This is a genomic window from Salinibacter pepae, from assembly GCF_947077775.1.
In the GTDB taxonomy this organism is placed as follows: domain Bacteria; phylum Bacteroidota; class Rhodothermia; order Rhodothermales; family Salinibacteraceae; genus Salinibacter; species Salinibacter pepae.
Genome location: NZ_CAMTTE010000001.1, coordinates 72,751 through 93,680, shown reverse-complemented (window position 1 = coordinate 93,680; position 20,930 = coordinate 72,751). Strand labels below are relative to the sequence as shown.

Here is a 20,930-nt window from a genome sequence, read left to right as displayed (position 1 = left end):
AGGCCACAGATGGACACCGACGGTCCGTCTCCCTCATGAGCAGTGAGGGGAGAACGGATTATGCTTAGTGTAGGGGATCAGGCAGGCGAGATCAAGGCCCGAAGCGGCCGGATCTTCAATAAAGTAAATTGCAATAACAGATGCTCAGTGCTCGTGCCGCCCTCGTTCCTCCTTTAGCTGCCGCACCGTTTCTTTCAGAGCATCGAAGTCCGGCTGTTGACCCGCGTCGTCGAGGACCTCGGCGTACTGAATCGTGCCCGCCGGGTCGACGACGAAGGCCGCCCGTTTGGCAATGCGGTCCAGTCCCATGGCGGTGAAGTTCTGGTCGTATTTTGCCCCGTACTCCGCGCAGACGGTCGCGTCGTGATCGCTTAGGAGCGGAAACTCAAACTGCTGCGTGGATCGGAACTCTGAAAGAACGGCCGGGGCGTCCGTCGAGATGCCGACGACGTGGGCTGGCTCGAACGAACCGAGGTCGTTGTTCACGGCATTCAGCTCCGTCGTGCACACGCTGGTAAATGCGCCGGGGAAGAAGAGAAGGACGACGGGCTGATCGAGATGGTCGGACAGCGCCCAGGACTGTGCCTCATCCGTGTAGAGCGTGAAACGGGGGGCGCGGTCTCCTTTGGAAAGCGAACGGGTCGTACTCATGAGGAGGTCGGAGTGTAGGAGTGGAGAGAAGTCCAGTTGCGGTTGGCTATTCGAATCGGATGGCCTTCACGGGTTCAACCCGTGCCGCCACGCGGGCGGGGATGTAGGCGGCCGCCCCACACAGGAAAACAGTCACGACCGCCACGAGCAAGAAGTCGAGCGGGTTCAGTCCAATCGGGGCCGTGGTCATGTAGTAGGCCTCGGCGGGGAGTGAGACCAGCCCAAACTGCTGCTGCAGGAGCGCGAAGGTAAGCGCCAGGGCCGCCCCAAGACTCGTCCCGACAACGCCAATCAGGCCCCCCAGGACGAGAAATAGTCGCTTCAGTGTGCGGCCCGAGGTCCCCAGCCCCTTGAGAATGCCAATCTCACGGGTTTTTTCGAGAATCAGCATCAAGAGCGTCCCGACGATGTTGAAGGCGGCGACGATGACAATCACCCCGATCACGAGCGGAATGATGCTCTGTTGCAGGTCCACCCAGGCAAAGAGCCCTGCGTACTGCTGGTAGACAGTACGGGCGGATACCGGAAATCCGAACCGGTTCTCGATCCGCGCCGCCAGCGAATCAATCCGGGATGGGTCCGACACCGTCACATTGAACCGACTCACGGACGGAGCAGCCAGGGATCCCAGCTGCCGGGCGACTGCGGTGCTACTGAAGACATATACATCGTCGATGTCCTGGAGCGACGTATCGTAGATGCCGCGGATCCGAAACTGCTCGACACGAGGCCGCCGCCCCCCCATCGACGTCCCAGATCCTCCCTGCTGTAGGGCAAACGCAGTTACACGGTCCCCGACCGCCAGGCCGAGCCGAGTGGCCATCTCCCGCCCCACGACGAGGCCCGGCTCACCTCTTGTCTCACCGTCCACGGCATCCCCCCCGGCCTCCACCCGTTTCTGCAGGTACGAGGGGAGCCGGTCCATGCCCAGCAACACCACCCCGTCGATCGCGTCCTCCGAGTAGCGAAGCAGCACCGGCTGCTCGACCACCGGAGAAACGTCGGCGACGCCCTTCATTTCCCGAAGCTGGCGTCGGAGCGACGCGCCCTGATCGAGCGGCTCGTCCTGAACGTAACTGGACACTTGAATGTGTGCCCCGAACCCGACGATTTTTTCCTCGATCTCTTCGCTAAAGCCCCGAACGATCGCGAGGGCGAGGAGCAGCGCAGCGACCCCTAGCGTTACGCCCCCCACGGCTACGTAAATAATGAAGCGCAGGAAGCTCCGGCCTTGTTCTCGTCCCTCGGCCCCCCAGAGGTACCGGAGGGACATAAAGCGCTCGAAGCGAACGGGCACGGACCAGGAGAAAGCGGTGCGGGCAGCACGGACGAAGCACAAATTGAAATCCGTTTCCGCTACAAGACTGCCAGGAAGAAGATCCGACCGCATACTTCGGTCGAACATGCCCAGTCTCCTTCCCGTACCTAGACGTAGATTACATTTTCCGCACAATCCGTCGCTTCGACGCCCCCTCCCATGAACAACGCATATCCCGAGACCCCTCCTCCCGAGAACGAACCGGTTCGTGCCTACGCCCCCGGGTCCGAAGACCGTCGGTCCGTTCAGGAGCGACTCAGAGAACTGAGGAACCAGACCGTTGAAATCCCAGCCATCGTGGGGGGCACCCCCATGTATCCGGGCTCGACCTCCGAAGTTGTCCCGCCCCACGACCACCAGCACACGCTCGGGGAGGTACACCAGTCCGGGAAGGGCACCGTGGACGACGCAATCGACGCGGCGATGGAGGCCAAGGCCGAGTGGGCCGCAATGGACTTTTCGGATCGGGCCGCCATCTTCCTCCGCGCCGCCGACCTGATTGCTGGGCCGTACCGGGACACCCTCAACGCGGCGACCATGCTGGGACAAGGGAAGAGCATCCACCAGGCCGAGATCGACGCGGCCTGCGAGCTCATCGACTTCCTCCGGTTCAACGTCCATTACGCGGAGCAGATTTACCGCGACCAACCGAATGACTCGCCGGGAATCTGGAATCAGATGCAGTACCGACCGCTCGAAGGCTTTGTGCTGGCGGTCACGCCCTTCAACTTCACCGCCATCCAGGGCAACCTCCCGACGGCCCCGGCCCTGATGGGCAATACGGTGTTGTGGAAGCCGGCCTCTCGATCCGTGTACTCCGCGTTTTTCTTCTACAAGATCCTGGAAGAAGCGGGCCTTCCCCCCGGCGTCATTAATATGCTACCCGCCGACGACGGCGCAGCCGTGGGCACGCCTGCGCTGCAGTCCGAACATTTCGCGGGCCTCCACTTCACAGGATCGGTCGGGACGTTTGACCACCTCTGGTCCACGATCGGCGACAACCTGGACACCTACCGCACCTACCCGACCATCGTCGGAGAGACGGGCGGCAAAGACTTTATCGTTGCGCACCCGTCGGCCCACGTCGAGCAATTGGCAACCGCTGTTGTGCGCGGCTCGTTCGAATACCAGGGGCAGAAGTGCTCCGCCGCCTCCCGGCTCTACATGCCCGAGTCCATCTGGCCGGACGTTCGGCGCGAAATCACGAGTCAGCTGGACGAGGTCACCGTCGGGCCCCCAGAGGACTTCACCAACTTCCTAAATGCAGTCATCGACCAGCGGGCGTTTGACAAAATTGTGGGCTACATCGAGCGGGCCCGTGACGCCGACGACGCCGAGATTGTGTACGGCGGAGGCTACGACGACTCCACCGGGTACTTCATCGAACCCACGATTATCCGCGCCCACGCCCCGAAAGAAACGACCATGTGCGAAGAGATCTTCGGGCCCGTGACGACGGTCTACGTGTATCCCGACGACGAATTCGCATCCACCCTCCCCCTCGTCGACGAAACCTCCCCGTACGGCCTCACCGGGTCGATTTTTGCGCGCGACCGTGCGGCGATCAAGCTGGCGAGCGACGTTCTCGAGCAGGCCGCGGGGAACTTCTACATCAACGACAAGCCCACCGGTGCGGTGGTTGGGGAACAGCCCTTCGGCGGGGCCCGGCGGTCGGGAACCAACGACAAGGCGGGGTCTGCCTACAACCTCATGCGCTGGGTCTCTCCGCGTGCCATCAAGGAAAACCTGAACCCGCCGACCCACCACGGGTACGCCTGGAATCAACCCGACGCCACGAAGGCGACGGACGCTCCCCAGGAAGCCGGGGACGGTGCAGTCGCGTCGTGACGGAACCAGCAGATTGAGACGGGAAACCCAGGGACCGACGATTCATCCCTCATGGCACCGCCCCGATGGACGTGCCCACCGTTTTCGAGAGCACTCACCATCCCGACGAAGACGCATGGGGACTGGTCTATACACGGTTTCTGGGCCGTCCCCTCGGGGTGTGTACCGTCCCGTTGATGGTGGGCGCCACCACCTCGGCCCTCCTCAAACAACCCATTTGGGCCTACCTCGTCTGGGGGCTCCCCGCTGCCCTCATCCTGGCAACGGTGTGGACGCACTTTTCCTTGAGCCGGACCCCTGCTGAAATCAGCTTTCGCCCCGGCCAGGCGGCCGTCCGGAGCGTCTACGACGTGCTCCTCGATCGCCCCCGAGACTGGAGACCCATCTTTAATGTGCGCACGACATCGTTCGACGTCGAACTCGCGGTGGGGCGGACGACGTACCTCCTGCAACCGACCCAGTGGCCAAGGTTTGGGGCGCTTCGCGACGCTGCACGCGAGTCGTTCCGGCCCCAAGAAGCATCGTCTCGTGCGTAGAAGAGCAATGTCTGCTCTCCTCCCCGGCACTACCCATCAGGTTTATTATTTCATTTGCAATAACGGAATGATCGGCCATGTCCACCTTGGACATCGATCCGGACGCGAACGTGTCCGTGCGGGAGCAGCTCGTCAACCAGCTCCGCTACCTCATCGCGTCCGGGCACTACAACGTCAACGACACGCTTCCGTCCACCCGTACGCTGGGCGACCAGCTCGACGTTTCCTTCCACACGGTCCGAAAGGCGTATCAGGAACTGGACGACGAGGGGCTTCTCAGCTCTCAGGTGGGAAGTGGATACACTGTCAAAGAGCGGAGTCCCCTGGCCAAGAGCGAGCGGATGGAGCGCGGGGCGAAAGTGGTCAACGACACGCTGCAGCAGCTGGTCGGGCTGGGACTCAGCGACACAGAGATTGAATCCCTCTTTCAGGAGCAGGCCACCCTGCTCGACCACGCGGGACTGGAGCGCAAGCTCATCGTCCTCGGCCCCCACGACGAATTGAACCACCTATGTGCGGACCAACTGAGCACCGCCCTCCAAAAAACCGTGCTACCGGTCTCCCTCTCCCGAATCGAGCGTCACAAGGACGCGGACTACGCATTCTCACCGTATCCGCACCTTACGCAGGTGCTGGAGACGCTCTCCCGAACCGACACCATGGGATTTTCGACCCACCTTCCTCCCCCCGTCCTCGAAACGGTGGCCCGGCTCCGCGACCGGGAGACACTCGGGCTGGTGACACGCTACCAGGACACCATCCCCCCTCTGTCTGAGGAGCTTCGGGCCCAAACAGCCTACGATGGACAGGTCATTGCCGCGTCAATTGATCGTGAGGCGGACCACCTTCAGAGCTTCGTCCAGGAGACGGACCTGTTGCTCGCCACCCCGGCGAGTCAGCGTCGCCTCCGGCCCTACCTGGACGACTCCCTCCACGATGTCGAAGAGCTGAAGCTGCTGGTCGGCAAGGATTCAATCGAGGCCATCGCGAATGCCGTGCCGGCTTGACTGTCCCCCTACCGCCCTTGTGGCGACGCCTCTTCGCCCCCGGACTCCGACCCGGACGCGCTCTCCGTCGCCGGGGCCTCCTCCCTTCCATTCTGGTCGGCCCGGATCTCCGCCGCGTCCGGGTAGGCGGAGGAGTGAGGGGACGCGTCTGCAAGCTGGGGCCGCGGCTCCTTCCGCGACCGTGCCGGCGAGGCCGGTTCGGGCTCCACCCAGGCCCCCCACGCGTCCTGGCCGTACGCCACGGACACGTTGACGTACGGCCGGTCCGCCCGGAGCGACACCACCTCAAAGTCTGGCTCGGCGGATTCTTCCTCCTGATCCGGGTACTTCACCCGCACGTGGTAGATGCCAAGCAGCATCTTCAGGAACGTGTCCTTGATTAGCCGGAGGTCGCGGAACGTGAGGTTCGTGTTGTCGAGTTGCCCATCGTCAATCCGCTCGCTGAAGAGCAGATCGATGAGGTTCTCCAGGCGGCGGGGCGACGGGTCATCGAGACTCCGACTCGCGGCCTCCACCGAATCGGCCAGCATCAGAATGCCGGTTTCCTTCGAGTCGGGCTTGGGCCCCGGGTATCGAAACTCCGACTCCGGCACGGATCGGTCCGCGTTCTCGGTCCGGCTGAGGGCCTTTTGGTAGAAGTACTCGATCCGGGCCGTCCCGTGGTGCATGGGGATGAACTTGTGCACCTGCGCCGGGAGCCCGTCGTCCTTCCCCATTTCAAGGCCCTCTTTGACGTGGCTCGCAATGATGAGCGCACTCATCCGGGGCTTCAGTTCATCGTGGGGGTTCGACATCGTGCGCTGATTCTCGACAAAGTACTCCGGCTTCTTCATTTTGCCGATGTCGTGATAGAGGGCGCCGACGCGAGTCAGTAGCGCGTGGGCCCCAATCCGGTCGGCGGCCGCCTCGGCAAGATTGGCAACCTGGAGCGTGTGGTTGAACGAGCCGGGCGCCCGTAGGCTCAGCTCTTTCAGCAACGGACGGTTCGTGTCCGACAGCTCCAGCAGGGTCAGGTCCGTGGTGATGTCGAAAATGCGCTCCAGGGCCCACAGAAACAGCGACGACGTGATCGTGATGGCGGAGGCGATCGCCGCGTAGGCCAGGTCGGGGGCCACTCGTCCGAAGGGAAGGTCGAGATACAGCCAGGTGGCGAAGAGCACGAGCGCGTACCCCGCGAACGCCAGCCCCCCACTCACAAAAAACTGCCCGCGATTTTTTATGTCCCGGACGCTAAAGATCCCGAACGCACCGGCAAAAAAGGTGGCGACGGTATACTCGAGCTCGAGGCCCAGCATTTGTCCCCCAGTCAGGGCCAGCACCAGCGTCCCGATGAGGGCAATGCGGGAGTTGAAGACGATGGTGAGCAGCACCGACGCAAGCGGCACAGGGACAACGTACAGGGACCAGGGCGCCCGAATCGCAACCCCGTAGAGGACAATAATGAACGCGAGGACCACCGATACCAGTACGAGATCCCGGTTCTTGGACCAAATCTCGGGCCGGAGGAGATAGAGGTAAAAGAAGAAGAACCCAAAGCCGAGCAGGGTAAAGAGGACCTCTCCGCTCAGCTGTTTCGCTACAATGTTGGACCCAAGCCGATCACTCTTCGCCCGTTCGAGAGACGTGAGCTTGCGTTTGATTTCTCGGGTGACCCGTTGTCCCGTCCGTACGATGGGCTCCCCTTCTTCCACCCCGCCCTGAATGGCAGTCACTTTCTGGGCACGCTGATCGCGCTCCTCCATCGTATCTTCGCGGAGATACTGGAGCGAAGGCACGAAGATCGCCCGGAAGAAGGAGGCCGCAATGCGGGAGTGCTCCCGGTTTTCCGAAAATCTCTCACGGAGTTGGCGCTCGGCGTACGCGAACGACTCGTTGAGCCCGTAAAGGTTATCTTTTTCGACCCTGCGCTGGGTTTGGTCCTGCTGATTCCGGACGATGATCTCGTCGGTTGCCACCGAATCGCGCGGCCGGTTCATGACCCCGAGACTGAGAAGCTGTCCGCCCACCTCGAAGGCCGCCTCAAGCAGGCGGCCATGCAGGCGGGACGACATCTGGCCCCCGGACTCGCGGGAGGGGGACCGAAGGGCCTGGACCTCCTCCGCATACTCGGACGCTAGGTACTCCCACTGCGACGCACTGAGCGTGACCTGGGCATTCCGACGACGCCGAACGTAGTCGAGCGAGTCTTGACGCGCGGCCTCCCGTTCCCCCTGCTGTTGATGGTAGCGGTAGCTCGCGTAGGCCTCCAGGATGCGGGTCAGTTGGCGACGCAGGGTGTCCCGGTTTTCCGTCAGCTTCTGCGACGCCCCTTGCACCTCTCGAAAATAGGGAGACGTATTCGCTCGGACCGTGTCGCGACGGGCCTCTACACGCTCCTGGTCAAGGTATACGGGGAAATTGAATGGGGCACTGAGTGTAGACTGGCGCCACGTGTCGCCCACCTCTACTGTATACTCGTAGAAGTCCCCCCGCGGAAACGCCCCGATGGTAAGGGCCACAAGGCCCAGAAAAAGACCGCCGCGCAGGACCCACTGCTTCCACGCCTCGGGGGCCTCGGACCCGTCCTTGGTTTCGAGATCATGCCCCACGGGTTGAGGCGACCGCCGGCTCCAACCGAGCAACTCAAGAAGTCCCATAGTGGACCATGCAACCAGTGACGGGGACCGTCCTCCCTCGCGGCTCGGAGAGACAGTCCGTGACGTGATGCCAAGGACAACCTGAATGCGTACAGGGAGGGAGAGGATCCTTCTGTATGCTCCCCCAACCGCTCAGGAGTCCGAGTCAGGCGATTCTGAAGACGTGGTATCCGGGTCTGGAAATGAGCCCTGGCCCCGGATGGTATCCGGAGGTTCTGAGATGGAGGCCGGCGCCCCCCGAAGCGTATCGGCAAACTGCTCGGCCGTGTCCCGACGAATAACGACACGCCCCTGCTCGTCGGTCGAGGTGACGGGATACCGGTACCCTTCGAGAAGGAGCTCTAGGTTCTCGAGCTGATTCTGGAGCGTCACGCGTTCGGCGAACGGGAAAACCCGGGCCTCGCCCGCCTCGATCCAGTAGGGCCGCCGGAGGTTGTCGTCCTGCTGAACCCGAAGCTCCCGCACGTCTTCGGTTGCCCGGACCGTAACGTGGAGGGTATCGCCGAGCGTGATGTCGGCCGGGGGGCGCCGGGCCGACCGCGGCGCCGGTGCACTGGTGTCGCCGGTGGCTTCTGCGGCCGCGGGGCCGGCATCGGCAGCGGGAGAAGCGCCCAGCGTCTCTCCCCCCGACGGGGGCTCAGACGTCGCGCCGCCCCTCGTAAGGTAGAATCCCAGTCCCCCAACCAGTCCAACCAGGAGAGCAATCCCAATGGTCGCCAAGATTTTGTCGCGGTGGGACGTGAGAACCTCCTGAACGTTGCTGGGGAAGGAGTCTGCCTGAGAGGGACCCTGACGGGGCGCTCTCCCACGCGCTGAGGACAGCCCCGCCGCCTTTTCCTCCTCTTCAGCTAAATCCGAGAAGTGCGGCTCCTCCTGCACGTCCGGGGACGGACGCTCGCCGGCCGCTTCGGACGCAGACGCCCCCGAACGGGTAGAGGACTGGGACTGCCCCGCGGGGGACTGAGCGTCGGAGGAGACGACCTGGGTCGGATCCGTCTTCGTCTTTTCAGGGGGCTCCTCTTCGGGGCCCAGCTTATCTTCGGACGTCTTCTCTTCGGGCTTATCGCTCGGGCTCGACGGCGAATCGGCCGCGTCCTGTTCTCCTTCCGGGGATGGGGATGCCGTGGCAGCCTCTGAAACATCCGCCTCCGTTGACGGGGCGTTCAGAAAGGTGACGGCGAGCTGATCGTCGTAGGTGCCGGAGAGCGCAGACTCTAGGTGCTCCACGACCGTCTCCGCAGAAAGCCCAATCGCTTCGGCGTAGGCGCGGACGAATGCCTTCAGATAAACGCCGTTCATCCTCTCCTCTTCGTGGAGGACGCCCGCCTCGAAGGACTTCAGATGCGAGGCATGTACTTGGGTTTCCTCCTGGATGGCTGTGCGGGACACGCTTCGATCTTCGCGGATCCGGCGCAGGTCGCGCGCGAACCGCCGCAGGGCGGGAGTGTCCAAGTCATCGGGCATGGCGACGAGAGAAGTCGGTGGGAGATCCCGAGCCCGGCGGTGCGCTCAACAAACCGAGGCCCACCGGCAGGGCCAGTCGGCAAACCTGCAAAAGAAAAGGCCGTTCCGCCGGCAAGATCCGGGGGAACGGCCTCAGATATCTGGAAGTCGGGACGGCCGGATTTGAACCGGCGACCTCATGTACCCCATACATGTGCGCTACCGAGCTGCGCCACGTCCCGTTTTCAAATGCATCGGCTCATATGACGCAAACCACCGCGGGTTCGGAGTAACAGGGCCCAATCCGGGCTCGATCCCTGTGAGTTCTCGACGAAGCCCCACTGTCGGCGGCAGTGCGGGGGGGCTACTGCGCGTCGTCTCGGGATCGGAGAGACGAACGGACGTCGACGTCACCGAGCAGGGTGCGGTGAACGGGGCACTTGTTGGCGATCTCAAAGAGCCGCTCACGCTGGTCGTCGCTGAGGCGGCCTCGGATTTCAATTTCCCGGGTAATCCGGTCCACCTGGCCCTGCTCCGTGTCGCAATCTTCGCAGTCCTCCGCGTGCACTTTTTCGTGGGACAGGCGGACGATGGTTTCGTCGAGGGGCCACTCTTTGCGATCCGCGTACATGCGGAGGGTCATTCCCGTACAGCTGCCGAGCGCCGACAGCAAGAAGCCGTATGGCGTCGGCCCGTCATCATCGCCCCCCACGCTCTCGGGCTCGTCCCCAACCAGCGCGTGCCGCCCCGCCTGAATCGCCGTGCGGTATGTGCCTTCGGTACGCGTTACCACGTCTTCGTCGGGCGTCTCGGGCTCCGAGACCAACCGGTCGACGTACTTTTCGGCCCAGGCCCCCAGGACCACCCCCAGGTATTCGGCGTCTGACCGATCCGTAAGGAGGTGGTCGGCATCGTCGAGCGAAACGAAGCTCTTCGGGTGCTTGGCGGCCTGAAAGATCTTGGCGGCGTTGTTCGCCCCGACGGTCTGATCCACCGGCGAGTGAAAGATCAAGAGCGCCCGGCCGAGCGTCCGGATGGTGGCTTCCATCTTCGTCGCCGCAAGGTCATCGAGGAATTGCTTCCGGATCGTGAAGGTTCGTCCGGCCAGTTGGACGCGCGCCTCCCCCGTTTCTTCGATGTCTTCGACCGCGTCTTGGAGGTGCTGGGTGACGTGCTCCGGGTCATACGGCGCCCCGATGGTGGACACCGCCTGTACGGAATCGAGCCGCTGTGCGGCTTGCAGCACCGCGGCGCCCCCCAGCGAGTGGCCCACCAGAATGCGGGGCGCCTCGTAGTGCTCACTCAGATAATCGGCCGCCGCGATCAGGTCCTCGACGTTGGACGAGAAGTTGGTGTCCGCGAAGTCGCCTTCGCTTTCCCCAAGCCCGGTAAAGTCGAACCGGAGTACGGCAATGCCGTGACGGGTTAGTGCTCGGCTGATGGCTCCCGCGGCCCGCAAATCCTTGGAGCACGTGAAGCAGTGCGCGAAGAGCGCAAACGCACAGGGCGATTCGCCGTCGGGCCGGTCGAGCCGAGCGGCTAGGGCGTTTCCGTCGGCGTTCTTGAATCGAATTTTTTCGGGCATAGACACGGGGTTTTTTCGAATGAGCGTCAGAGATAAGCGTTAGGACGCCACGGGGGACGTCAAATTGAACGAAAAGGCGCGGGTCTCGGTGGCGGTGCCGCCGTCGAAACTCCGCTCGGCAAACGTGACCCGTCCACTGCGATGAACGAGAAACACGGTGGAGGCACGGGTCCCGTACGCCTCGTCGCCGTCGATGAACGGCGGCGAGAGCATTCGTTCGGTCTCGCGCCCCACCCCCGTCTGGGGAAGTTGACCGTCCGGGGCCGGCTGGCGGTCGTCGAGGATATCGAAGAGGGCATCCACGGACAGGGCCTTGTCTTCGCAGAGTGCATCCACCCCGGAGGTGCCCCGCTCCACTTTGGGCCACGGATCGTCGAGCTGCGCGTTGCTCATGCCATGGATCCCGGCCCGTACGGGCCGGGGGGAGCCGTCTCGGTTCGAGTAGTAGAACGTCTTCTCGGGCGTTCCGACGAGCACATTGAACCCGTTGTACTGACCCGCCTCCGTTTCCAGGCCGTCGAGATACGCCTCCGGCGCGGGCTCCTCGCGCAGGTAGTCCGCCACGAGACGCCCCCGCGACGGGGCGTCGTCCCGATGGGGGCGCTCGTCGCGCACATTGGTCACCGTCGCCCAGTGCCCCGTCCGAGTGATGCCGAGCCACGTCCCTCCTGCTTTCAGGTCGCGCCCGCCCAGCACATGCGGTGCGTCGTCCCAAAAGGCGGCAGGAGCCGTCGGCCGGTCGTAAAATTCATCCCGGTTCCCCGCAAAAAGGAGGGGATACTCCGGATGCACGTCCTTTGCGAAAAGAATCAGACACATGGCGCGTCCAGGATATGAGCGAGGAGGGACAGGACAGGACCCAACACGGCGGGCTCGGCCCGCGCTTAGGCGTCACGCTTCTCGACTGCAAACAGGCGCGGCGGGTCGTTGCTCCAATTCGGAAACCGATAGGACAAGGCCCGAAACTGCGCCTGCGGGAGTGCCGACGCCCAGGCCTCCACGGCTTCGGCCTCGTCGTCTCCCCCCTCATGGCCCGTGTAGGCGACCACCGTGATGACGCCGCCCGGGCGGAGCACCTCCGTACCGGCATCGAGGGCCTGACGGGTCGTCTCGGGACGGGTCGCAACCGAGTGATCTCCGCCGGGCAGGTACCCCAGGTTAAACATGATGGCGCCGACCCGCCCCCGCTCCGTCTCTTCTAGGTGGCGGGCGAGGGTCTGATGCCCCGCATGCACCAGCCGAACGGGGGCGCTGAGGGCTTCCCGCTCGAGGCGGTGTCGCGTCTCGATTAGGGCCTCCTCCTGCACGTCGAATCCCACGACGGCCCCGCCCGCACCGACCGCTCGGGCCAGGAACGCGGTGTCGTGTCCGTTGCCGACCGTGGCGTCGACCGCAATTCCGCCCTCTCCGACCGCCCGGCCGGCGAGAGCGTGCGCCTGCTCCAGGATCGACGGAATCACCATGTGGACGGGATCGGGGCTGTTTCGGGGCAGCGTGTGCGGTGGATCAGGGGGCGAGGACGCTCCGGAAACGCGCGACCAAACTCCTCAAATTCCGAAGGGGCGAGGAATCTCACGCCCCGCCAGTCCGTGGGGCAGGAAAAGACCGTAGAGAAAGACTTATCCCGAGCCCACTCGCCCCCATGGCCGTTTTCGTTGATCTTGACGAGCGAAGTTACACCGTTCATTTCGATTCCCTCGCCACGGTCCCGTCTCTGCTAGAAGACGTTGGGCTCTCGGCCGGACGGTGTCTCCTCGTCACCGACGAGAACGTGGGCCGCCACTACAAGACCCCGCTCGTTAAGGGCCTTTCCAACGCAGGCTGGACGGTGCGTTCCATCGTCCTCCCCCCTGGCGAGCAGACCAAGTCGGCCTCATGCCTTCACCGCATCTACGACGACGCCCTCGCCTGGGGCATCGATCGGCAGACCCCAGTGCTCGCCCTCGGGGGCGGCGTCGTCGGCGACCTGGCCGGGTTTGCCGCGGCCACCCTCCTGCGCGGGCTGCCCCTCGTGCAACTGCCAACCTCCCTTCTCGCCCAGGTCGACGCGTCGGTGGGGGGCAAAACGGCCATCAACCACGACACCGGCAAGAACCTGATCGGGGCCTTCTACCAGCCGGAGCTCGTCTGCGCCGACCCGCAGACGCTCGATACCCTGCCGATGCGGGAGTACACAAGCGGCATGGCGGAGGTGATCAAACACGCCCTCATCCGCGACCCCGATCTCTTCGAGGCCCTGGAAGACCACCTGGTCCCCGTCATGGCCCGCAAAGATCGGGAGATGGTCTCGTCGGTGATTGAGGACGCCGTGGGCGTGAAGGCCGACGTCGTCAGTGCCGACGAACGGGAGGAGGGCCGGCGCGCCATTCTTAACTTCGGCCACACCTTTGCCCACGCCCTCGAACGCGTGGCGGGGTACGGGGCGTTTACCCACGGCGAGGCCGTCGCCATCGGAATGCGGGCGGGGCTCTACCTTTCCCATCGGCGCCACCCCGAGGCGGTGCCTCGCGAGCGACTCGATCACGTGATCCGTGCCGTGCCGATTGAATCCGACCCCGCCGAGGTGCCCTTTCCCGACCTCTACGCGGCGATGGCGGCGGACAAGAAAAATGAGGGGGACACCATCCGCTTCGTGCTCCTTGAACAGTTGGGCCAGGCGTACGTGACCGGCGATGTCACGGAGGCCGACGCCCGTCATGCCTGGCAGTTTGCGTGTTCGAACTGAAACGCCGCCCCTCCTCCAGTCGTGTCAACACGTCGATAGGAGGCGGTTGCCTCAATAACGCCCTCCATCCCCCTCCGCCTTCGGCCCGCAATCGTGCCCGACTCGTCCAATCGCCGTTCCCTCACCCAACCGCTGTGGCGGGCCTTCCGTGTCGCATTCGCAGCGGTGATGGTCGGGGTCGTCTTCTTCGTCGGGCTCACACGGACGGAGGTGGGCCGCGATCAGATCCGACAACACGTGGAGGCGCGATTCAACCAGCAATTCCAGGGCACCCTCTCGATCGACTCTCTGAGTGGGTCCCTTCTCACCAACCTCGAAGCAAGCGGGGTGCAGCTGCGAGCTCCCTCGGGCACGCTTGTTGGGACGGTTGACGAGATCCAGGCGACCCCCCAGTGGGCCAACCTCTTGACCGCAGAACTGTCCATCCAGTCTCTTGCCTTGATTCGGCCCCACCTCGTACTTCGGCGCGACTCTTCAGGGGGCTGGAACGCCGCGAACGCCGTTCGGCAAGTGTCCCCCTCCACGTCGGGAAGCGCCCTGGATTTAACATTTGCGGACATTGAGGTCCGACGGGGGCGCGTGACCACGACCCGCGGCGGCTCCGTCCCTGACCTGGTCCGGCAGGGCTGGCTGTTCGACTACACGCGAACGACCGTTCGAGACCTCTCGTTCAGCGCCGTTGCGCAACGGACGGGAACGAGGCGCTTCGTCGACCTCAACAACGGGTCGTTTTCCATGCCGGGCGAGGACCTCCGTGTCTCTTTCCTTGAGGGCCAGATCCAACAGACGCCGGATGGCTGGTCGATTCGGGGGGTGGATTTGTCCCTGGATACGACCCGCATTCGGGGGGAAGCCTCTATTCAACCCGGCGGGGCCGACGGAGCGTCGCCCCAGGTCTCGGTGCGCCTGGACCGGAGCCGAATCGACCAGGGCGAGCTCCGGCGCATCGTTCCCCGGCTTCCGCTCGCGGACGTGGTGACGCTCGAAGGCACGCTGGAGGGGACCGCACGCCGACTCCGCGCGGACGACGTTACGATCACCCATGATGCTTCCGTCGCGACCCTGAGCGGAACCCTCCGCCAGGCCCGCGGGGGGCTTGCGATGGATCTTCGCCTCACGGAGGGTCGGCTCGTCCCGAAGGATGTTCGCGACGTGTGGCCGTCCGCTCCTCCCGTGCCCGCCGTCGATGGCACTCCGTTCAACCTCACTGGCTCGCTGCAGGGCACCACCGCCGACGCCCCGGCCGGCCCCCGCACGTTCGACCTCACGACCCGTCTCGCCATGGAAAGCCCACACGGAGCGGTCCGGGGGTCGCTGGCCGTGGCCCGGTCGTCGGCTTCCGGCCTCTCGTACAACGGCACGCTCGAAGCGGACAGCCTCAATCTTGCGCCCCTGACCGGCCGGCCGGCCCTGACGAGCCAACTGTCGGGCCGCGTCGAGGGCAGCGGAACGGGCATCCAACTCGGCAGCCTGCAGGGCGTGGTGGAGGTGTCCCTCGCAGGCTCTCGGGTTGCCGGGCGCTCCTTTGCCTCCGCCGACGGCACGCTCTCGATCGACGGGGACAGCACGAATGGCACCCTCAGTGTTCGGCAGGACAATGGCGGGCGGCTTTACGTGAACGGGGCGGCCCAGAATCTCGATCGCCGGCCGACCTACACGGCCACCGTGACCGGCTCCGACCTCGATCTGGGGTCCATCGTGGGCCCGACCGCCCCCTCTACCCAGTTGAATGCGCGCCTCACGATCGGGGGGCGGGGGGGCCAGTGGCGCTCCCTCGCCGGGACGGCCGTACTACAGGTGGACAGTTCTCGGGTGAATCGCGGGGACAGCACGATGACCTTGCCCCCGCACTCCGTCGCCCTCCGCCTGGCCGACCGTGCCGCCGGGCGCCCGCGTGTGGAGTTGAGCGGCTCCGTGCTTCGTCTCACGGCCGACGGCACCTCGCTCGGCCCGCCCCTCTGGACGGCCGCCCAAACCTGGGGCGCGAAGCTCCGAAATGCAGTTCGGCGCGAGCGCGACAAGCCCGTGCCCTCCCGCCAACGGTCCTCCGCCCAGCCTTCCCTCTACCTGCCGATAGATGCCTCATCGCGAGCCTCCTTCCAGGCTCGGGGTCCCCTTGAGGCTCAGGCCGAGATGCGGATTCTCCAGCCGAAAATCGTGAGTGCCTGGTGGCCCGCCTTTCCGGAGGGGACCGAAAACCTCACCGCCGAGACTCGGCTCTCTGTCGGCCCCGATAGCCTCCACACCGCCGGGCATGTTTCGGCCGATTTTGTTCGGGCCGGCCCGAATACCGTAACGGACCTGCGGGCCGAGTACGACGTGTCCAGCCACGTCGATGCCCCTCTCGCGCAGTCGACCCTGGCGACGGCAACCGTCTCGGCCGGACGGGCGACGCTAGGGGGGCCCGCCCTCAAGAACACCGCTGTTTCTCTCGCCTACGGGGGCCGCACCGGACGAATTCAGGCACGGGCGGACAGCGTCGGGATCGCCGATTCGGTTCGCCTGTCCGGGGGGCTTCGCATCACGCCACGGGCCAATGAGTTGCGCCTCCGGGAGGTATCGGCAAGCATCGGCGGCAACGAGTGGACCAATGCCGCACCTGCGTCTCTGCGGGCCTACTCGGATGCCTTCGTCGTCGCCCCGCTTACGATTCAGCAGCCCCACCCCGACACCCCGTCCCTACAGACGATCCGGCTTGGCGGCACCGTCTCGGCACGCCCCTCAGATACGTTGGCCGTGAAGGCCCGGAACGTCTACCTTCCTCCCCTCTCGCAAGCACTGGGACTGCCCCAGCTTATCGGTGGCAACCTGGACGGCAAGGTTCGTCTGCGGAGCGCGCTGAGCCGCCCCGAGCTGGTCAGTGACCTGGCCGTGCAACGCCTCTCCTTCGACCGCCGCGTCCTGGGCTCTGCCCGCCTCCGTATGGCCTACGCCGCCCGGTCCCCAGACCTCCGTGTGGAGGGGCGGCTCCGCTCGAAGGCCCAGACCATGAAACAGCTCACGGGCCCGGCGCTGGTTCCGTCGGGCGCACGGGCCGTGGAGCCCAATGACATTTCCGTGTCGGGCCGGGTGCGCCTCCCGGAATGGGCGCGCGCAGCGCCCCCCGAACGGGCGTCGGCCCTGCCGCCGGGAGAAACCCTCGACCTTTCGGTGGATGTCGAGCGCGCGGACCTCTTTTTCTTTCGGTACATCTTCGAGGAGCGCGTGGCCGGGGTGCGTGGGTTCGTGAGCGGCCCGCTCCATATCGGGGGCCGGGTCCGGGACCCTCGGTTCGAGGCGGACTTCGACATCGTGAACGGGGCCGTCCGGCTGCCCGTCTTCGGCCTGGCCTACGAGGTGGAGGGCCCCGTGGAGGTGGACAAGCGCGGCATCCACGCCCGCACGCTCCGGGTTCAAGACGAGGAGGGCACGGCCACCGTGGAGGGAAGCATCCTGTTCAACGACTACCAGTACTTCTCTTTCGACCTATCGGCCTCGCTGGACGGCATCACGGTGATCGACGTATCGCAGGCCGAGGACCTCCCCTTCTACGGCCGCATTCGGGGATCAGGCCCTCTCCACCTCAACGGCCCGCTCCCCGACGCCACCCTCGAATCAAACGCAGCCCGGACGACGCCGGACAGTGAACTGTACATCCCCGTCTCCGGACGGACGGTGGAGGAGGACGCGGGCTTCATCGTCTTTGCCGACTCCACGGGCCGGACGCCCGCCGTGTCGCAGTTGACGCGCCGGCCCAATATTCTAGCCGACCGCCCCGCCGGGGTGCCCTCCTTCGTTGAGGGCCTCAACCTGGACCTCAACGTCATCGCCCCGGACGAGTCGACGGTCAACCTCGTCTTCGATCCACTGGTGGGGGACGTGGTGACGGTCGTCGGCTCCGGCCGGGTCCAGTTGCAGCGGGAAGAGGGCGATTTTTCGGTCTACGGGAGCTTCGACGCGACCAGCGGCACCTATTTGTTCACGGCCGGAGAGGTCTTCGTGCGGCGCTTCGCCATCAGCCAGGGGACGATTACCTGGGACGGAAGCCCCACCAACGCCCAGCTGGACCTGGATGCCGAGTACCGCACCCGGGCCTCCCCCTCCGGGCTGCCGGGCTTTGACGGCTACAGCGGACGCATCCCCGTCACGGTTCAACTGGCCATCAGTGGCCGGGTGGCCTCGCCCCAGGTGGACCTGAGCCTGTCCATGACGCGGAGTGAAGAGCGAAACCTGATTGGCTCCGAGACCCTCGACGCCGTTCTCAACCAGCCCGCCCGGACCACGGAGTACGCCACGAGCGTGCTGCTGACGAACACATTTCTCCTCACCACCGAGTCGATCACCCAAAACGGTACGGCCCGATCCGACGGCGAGGGCAACCAGTTGACGACGGCGGGCAACCAGCTGGCGTTCAACAGCGTGTCCCAGCTCGTGTCGAGCCAGCTCAATCGGTATCTCGGGGAGGCCCTCCCGAACGTAGACCTCAACTTTGGCGTGCAGGGCGAAGACCCAAGCAACCTGGACCTGATCTATGGCGTGGCCCTGCGCCTGCTCAACGAACGCCTCATCATCCGGGGCGAAGGGGTTTATACCAGCGACGACCCGGCCGACTCGGACGCCCAGCGCGCCGGCGGGCCGCAGGGGGAATTCGTGGTGGAGGTGCGGCTCAGCCCCAGCGTCAGTGCGAAGGTCTTCTACCGGCGCACCGGGGATGAGCTGACCCCAAGCCGCGCCCTTACAAGCAGCCGCGGGGCCGGCGTCTCGTATCAGACCCAGTTCTCGACCTGGCGAGCCCTCTTCCACAGCATCTTTGGCTGGATGTTGCCGACCGACCCTGCACCGGACGACGAGGACAACCCCGCCCCCGATCCGGTCGCGCAAAGCGCCCGTCCCCCCTCCGATTCGACGGCCTCCCCCGGGGCGCAGCCCCCCTCCGACCAGAACGAACCCGTATGACTTTTTCGTGCGGTTCGAACGCCGACGGGCAGGCGGTCGTTGCGGAGTACAAGATTCACACTGATTCCTTTTTAGCACAGAACCCTACCGCCATTACGGAGACGCAAGCTGATCGCCTTCGACAGGACATTCTCGCCTTTCTACGAGAACACCCCAATGACGCCCACCGCTCCCACGAGATTGCGAACGGGCTCGGCATTGAGGACAACGAGACCTACCTCCAGTTCTGCGACGTGCTCGCAGAGATGACCGCCCAGCAGCGCGTGGAGCGCGACGGCCGAAAATACAAGACCAAGGCCACCACGCGCCAGCACACCGGGGTCCTCCAGTGTCACGACAAGGGCTTTGGCTTCGTCCAGGCCACGGATCAGGACGAGGAGTTCTTCATCCGGGAGGCGAACATGGGCGAAGCCCTCCACGGCGATCTCGTTCGCGTGGCCGTGGCCGCCCGGGCGCCGGAAGACAAAAAGCGCGAGTGTGAAGTCCTTGAGGTGGTCGAGCGGCGCTGCACCGAGGTGGTCGGCACCTTTCACCACCGCAGCGACTTCGCCTTCGTGGAGCCGGACGACCAGCGCATCCTGCAGGACGTCTACGTCGCGCCGGATGCGTTCAGCGGCGCGAAGGACGGCGAAAAGGTCATGGTGTCCATCGACCGGTTCGACGACCGGAAGGCCTCCCCCGAGGGGCGCATTCTCCGGGTCATCGGCCCGTCGGACGACCCGAACGTGCGGGTTCTGTCCCTCGCCATGAGCATGGACGTGAAGGCCGACTTCCCCGACGAGGTGCAGGCCGAGGCCGAGGGCATTCCCGTAAAGATTCCCGAGGACGAGATTGAGTGCCGTCGCGACCTGCGCGACAAGCCGATCTTTACGATCGACCCGGTCGACGCCAAGGACTTTGACGACGCCATCCACGTCGAGGCGCTCGACAACGGCAACTACGAGGTGGGCGTCCACATCGCGGACGTGAGCCATTACGTCGAGCCCGACACGGCCATCGACGCCGAGGCGCTGGAGCGCGGCACGAGCGTGTACCTCGTGGACCGCACCGTCCCCATGCTCCCCGAGAAGCTCTCGAACAAGGTCTGCTCCCTGCGGCCCCACGAGGACAAGCTCGCCTTCTCCATCTTGATGGAGCTGACGACGGAGGGCGACGTGGTGGACTACGAGATTTGCGAAACGGTCATCCACTCGAAGGAGCGCCTCACCTACGACCGTGCCCAGAACTACATCGAGGGCGGCTACCCCGACGACAAGATGGCGGCGGACGTGGTGCAGGCCAACCGGCTTGCCAAAACCATCACCCGGCGCCGGATGCAGGAGGGCGCCATCGACTTCGGCTCCGACGAGGTGAATGTGATCCTGGACGACGACGGCACCCCCACGAACATTGTGCGGAAGGAACGGCTCCAGGCCAACCGCCTCATTGAAGAGTTCATGCTGCTCGCCAACCGAACCGTTGCGAAGCACATCGCCGCGCCGGAGCACGTGGACCGCCACCGCTCGAACGGCACCGACGAGCCGCTTCCGTTCGTGTACCGGGTGCACGACAGCCCAGACAGCGAAGAGATTCAGCAGCTCGCCGAATACGTTCGCGTCTTCGACCACGAACTGCCCCTGACCGACGGCAACGCACGTTCCTCAGACCTTGGGGCCCTTATCGACGAGGTCCAGGGCCAGCCCGAGGAGCAGGTCATCGTGCGGGCGGCGCTCCGCGCCATGTCGAAGGCCGAGTACGCCGTCGGCAACATCGGCCACTACGGCCTGGGCTTCGACTACTACTCCCACTTCACGAGCCCCATCCGGCGGTACCCCGACCTCATGGTGCACCGGCTCCTAAAGCGGTACGCCAAGGGCGGCTCCCCCGCCGACATCGAAGACCTCGCGGCTCGGTGCGAGCACTGCTCCGAACAGGAGCGAAACGCCGAGGAGGCCGAGCGGGAGTCCGTGAAGCTCAAGCAGGTCGAGTACGTGAAGAACCACGTCGGCGAAGAATTCGACGGGGTCGTCAGCGGCGTGACGAAGTTTGGGGTCTTCGTCGAGATCACCGACCTGCTCGTGGAGGGACTGGTCCACGTCCGCGAAATGAACGACTACTACGTGTACGACGAGTCGACGTACACGCTTCGGGGCGAAAACAACGGCACCTCCTACCGGCCCGGCGATTCGGTCCGTGTGGAGGTGGCGAGCGCCAGCGTCGAGGACCGCGAGATCGACCTCCTGTTCGTGGAGTAGACCCGCCCCGCC

At 64.9% G+C, this 20,930-nt stretch carries 13 protein-coding genes and 1 tRNA gene; 6 read left to right on the top strand and 8 right to left on the bottom strand.

Features of this window, described 5'->3' with window-relative positions; all coding sequences use genetic code 11:
• Positions 1-144 precede the first annotated feature (144 nt).
• A complete protein-coding gene (locus OJA40_RS00400) occupies positions 145-651 on the bottom strand; it encodes a redoxin domain-containing protein (RefSeq protein ID WP_208425732.1) in 507 nt (168 codons plus the stop codon).
• A 46-nt stretch (positions 652-697) separates the two neighbouring features.
• Positions 698-1,948, bottom strand: a complete 1,251-nt coding sequence (locus tag OJA40_RS00395) for an ABC transporter permease (protein WP_263789666.1) — start codon at positions 1,946-1,948, stop codon at positions 698-700.
• A 180-nt stretch (positions 1,949-2,128) separates the two neighbouring features.
• Between OJA40_RS00395 and pruA the strand changes: the two genes are divergently transcribed.
• The 3 genes from pruA to OJA40_RS00380 all read left to right on the top strand — a co-directional run bounded on the left by pruA (position 2,129) and on the right by OJA40_RS00380 (position 5,360).
• The gene (gene pruA, locus OJA40_RS00390) at positions 2,129-3,817 is read left to right on the top strand and encodes an L-glutamate gamma-semialdehyde dehydrogenase (RefSeq protein WP_208425730.1); all 1,689 of its coding nucleotides are present in this window, start codon (positions 2,129-2,131) and stop codon (positions 3,815-3,817) included.
• 65 nt (positions 3,818-3,882) lie between these two features.
• Positions 3,883-4,353 (top strand): hypothetical protein, encoded by a 471-nt coding sequence (locus OJA40_RS00385; protein WP_208425729.1) that lies wholly within the window; start codon positions 3,883-3,885, stop codon positions 4,351-4,353.
• Between the two features lie 77 nt (positions 4,354-4,430).
• A complete protein-coding gene (locus OJA40_RS00380) occupies positions 4,431-5,360 on the top strand; it encodes a GntR family transcriptional regulator (RefSeq protein WP_208425728.1) in 930 nt (309 codons plus the stop codon).
• An 8-nt stretch (positions 5,361-5,368) separates the two neighbouring features.
• On the opposite strand, the gene OJA40_RS00375 is transcribed toward OJA40_RS00380, so the two are convergent.
• The 6 genes from OJA40_RS00375 to mnmM all read right to left on the bottom strand — a co-directional run bounded on the left by OJA40_RS00375 (position 5,369) and on the right by mnmM (position 12,487).
• Complete coding sequence (locus OJA40_RS00375) at positions 5,369-7,948, bottom strand: HD family phosphohydrolase (RefSeq protein ID WP_263809809.1); 2,580 nt, start codon at positions 7,946-7,948, stop codon at positions 5,369-5,371.
• Positions 7,949-8,128: 180 nt separating this feature from the next.
• Positions 8,129-9,460 (bottom strand): helix-turn-helix domain-containing protein, encoded by a 1,332-nt coding sequence (locus OJA40_RS00370; RefSeq protein ID WP_208425726.1) that lies wholly within the window; start codon positions 9,458-9,460, stop codon positions 8,129-8,131.
• 147 nt (positions 9,461-9,607) lie between these two features.
• A tRNA-Pro gene (locus tag OJA40_RS00365) sits at positions 9,608-9,681 on the bottom strand.
• Positions 9,682-9,803: 122 nt separating this feature from the next.
• The gene (locus OJA40_RS00360) at positions 9,804-11,024 is read right to left on the bottom strand and encodes a bifunctional alpha/beta hydrolase/OsmC family protein (RefSeq protein ID WP_208425725.1); all 1,221 of its coding nucleotides are present in this window, start codon (positions 11,022-11,024) and stop codon (positions 9,804-9,806) included.
• Between the two features lie 39 nt (positions 11,025-11,063).
• Positions 11,064-11,843 (bottom strand): NRDE family protein, encoded by a 780-nt coding sequence (locus OJA40_RS00355; protein WP_208425724.1) that lies wholly within the window; start codon positions 11,841-11,843, stop codon positions 11,064-11,066.
• A gap of 65 nt (positions 11,844-11,908) precedes the next feature.
• A complete protein-coding gene (gene mnmM, locus OJA40_RS00350; RefSeq protein WP_208425723.1) occupies positions 11,909-12,487 on the bottom strand; it encodes a tRNA 5-(aminomethyl)-2-thiouridylate-methyltransferase MnmM in 579 nt (192 codons plus the stop codon).
• A gap of 158 nt (positions 12,488-12,645) precedes the next feature.
• Here mnmM and aroB point away from each other — a divergent pair, with 158 nt between their 5' ends.
• From aroB to rnr, 3 genes are all read left to right on the top strand, one after another.
• The gene (gene aroB / locus OJA40_RS00345) at positions 12,646-13,749 is read left to right on the top strand and encodes a 3-dehydroquinate synthase (RefSeq protein ID WP_208425760.1); all 1,104 of its coding nucleotides are present in this window, start codon (positions 12,646-12,648) and stop codon (positions 13,747-13,749) included.
• Positions 13,750-13,842: 93 nt separating this feature from the next.
• Positions 13,843-18,684, top strand: coding sequence for a translocation/assembly module TamB domain-containing protein (locus OJA40_RS00340; protein ID WP_263809808.1), 4,842 nt, complete (start codon positions 13,843-13,845; stop codon positions 18,682-18,684).
• Entirely contained in the window at positions 18,681-20,918 is a 2,238-nt protein-coding gene (gene rnr, locus OJA40_RS00335) for a ribonuclease R (protein WP_263809807.1), read from the top strand. The genes OJA40_RS00340 and rnr overlap by 4 nt, the downstream gene beginning before the upstream one ends.
• Positions 20,919-20,930 lie beyond the last annotated feature (12 nt).

Excerpts from the sequence above, each read along its gene's own strand:
- OJA40_RS00400 (WP_208425732.1), bottom strand. The coding sequence starts at position 651 with ATGAGTACGACCCGTTCGCTTTCCAAAGGAGACCGCGCCCCCCGTTTC.
- pruA (WP_208425730.1), top strand. The coding sequence starts at position 2,129 with ATGAACAACGCATATCCCGAGACCCCTCCTCCCGAGAACGAACCGGTT.
- OJA40_RS00385 (WP_208425729.1), top strand. The coding sequence starts at position 3,883 with ATGGACGTGCCCACCGTTTTCGAGAGCACTCACCATCCCGACGAAGAC.
- OJA40_RS00380 (WP_208425728.1), top strand. The coding sequence starts at position 4,431 with ATGTCCACCTTGGACATCGATCCGGACGCGAACGTGTCCGTGCGGGAG.
- OJA40_RS00370 (WP_208425726.1), bottom strand. The coding sequence starts at position 9,460 with ATGCCCGATGACTTGGACACTCCCGCCCTGCGGCGGTTCGCGCGCGAC.
- OJA40_RS00360 (WP_208425725.1), bottom strand. The coding sequence starts at position 11,024 with ATGCCCGAAAAAATTCGATTCAAGAACGCCGACGGAAACGCCCTAGCC.
- OJA40_RS00355 (WP_208425724.1), bottom strand. The coding sequence starts at position 11,843 with ATGTGTCTGATTCTTTTCGCAAAGGACGTGCATCCGGAGTATCCCCTC.
- mnmM (WP_208425723.1), bottom strand. The coding sequence starts at position 12,487 with ATGGTGATTCCGTCGATCCTGGAGCAGGCGCACGCTCTCGCCGGCCGG.
- rnr (WP_263809807.1), top strand. The coding sequence starts at position 18,681 with ATGACTTTTTCGTGCGGTTCGAACGCCGACGGGCAGGCGGTCGTTGCG.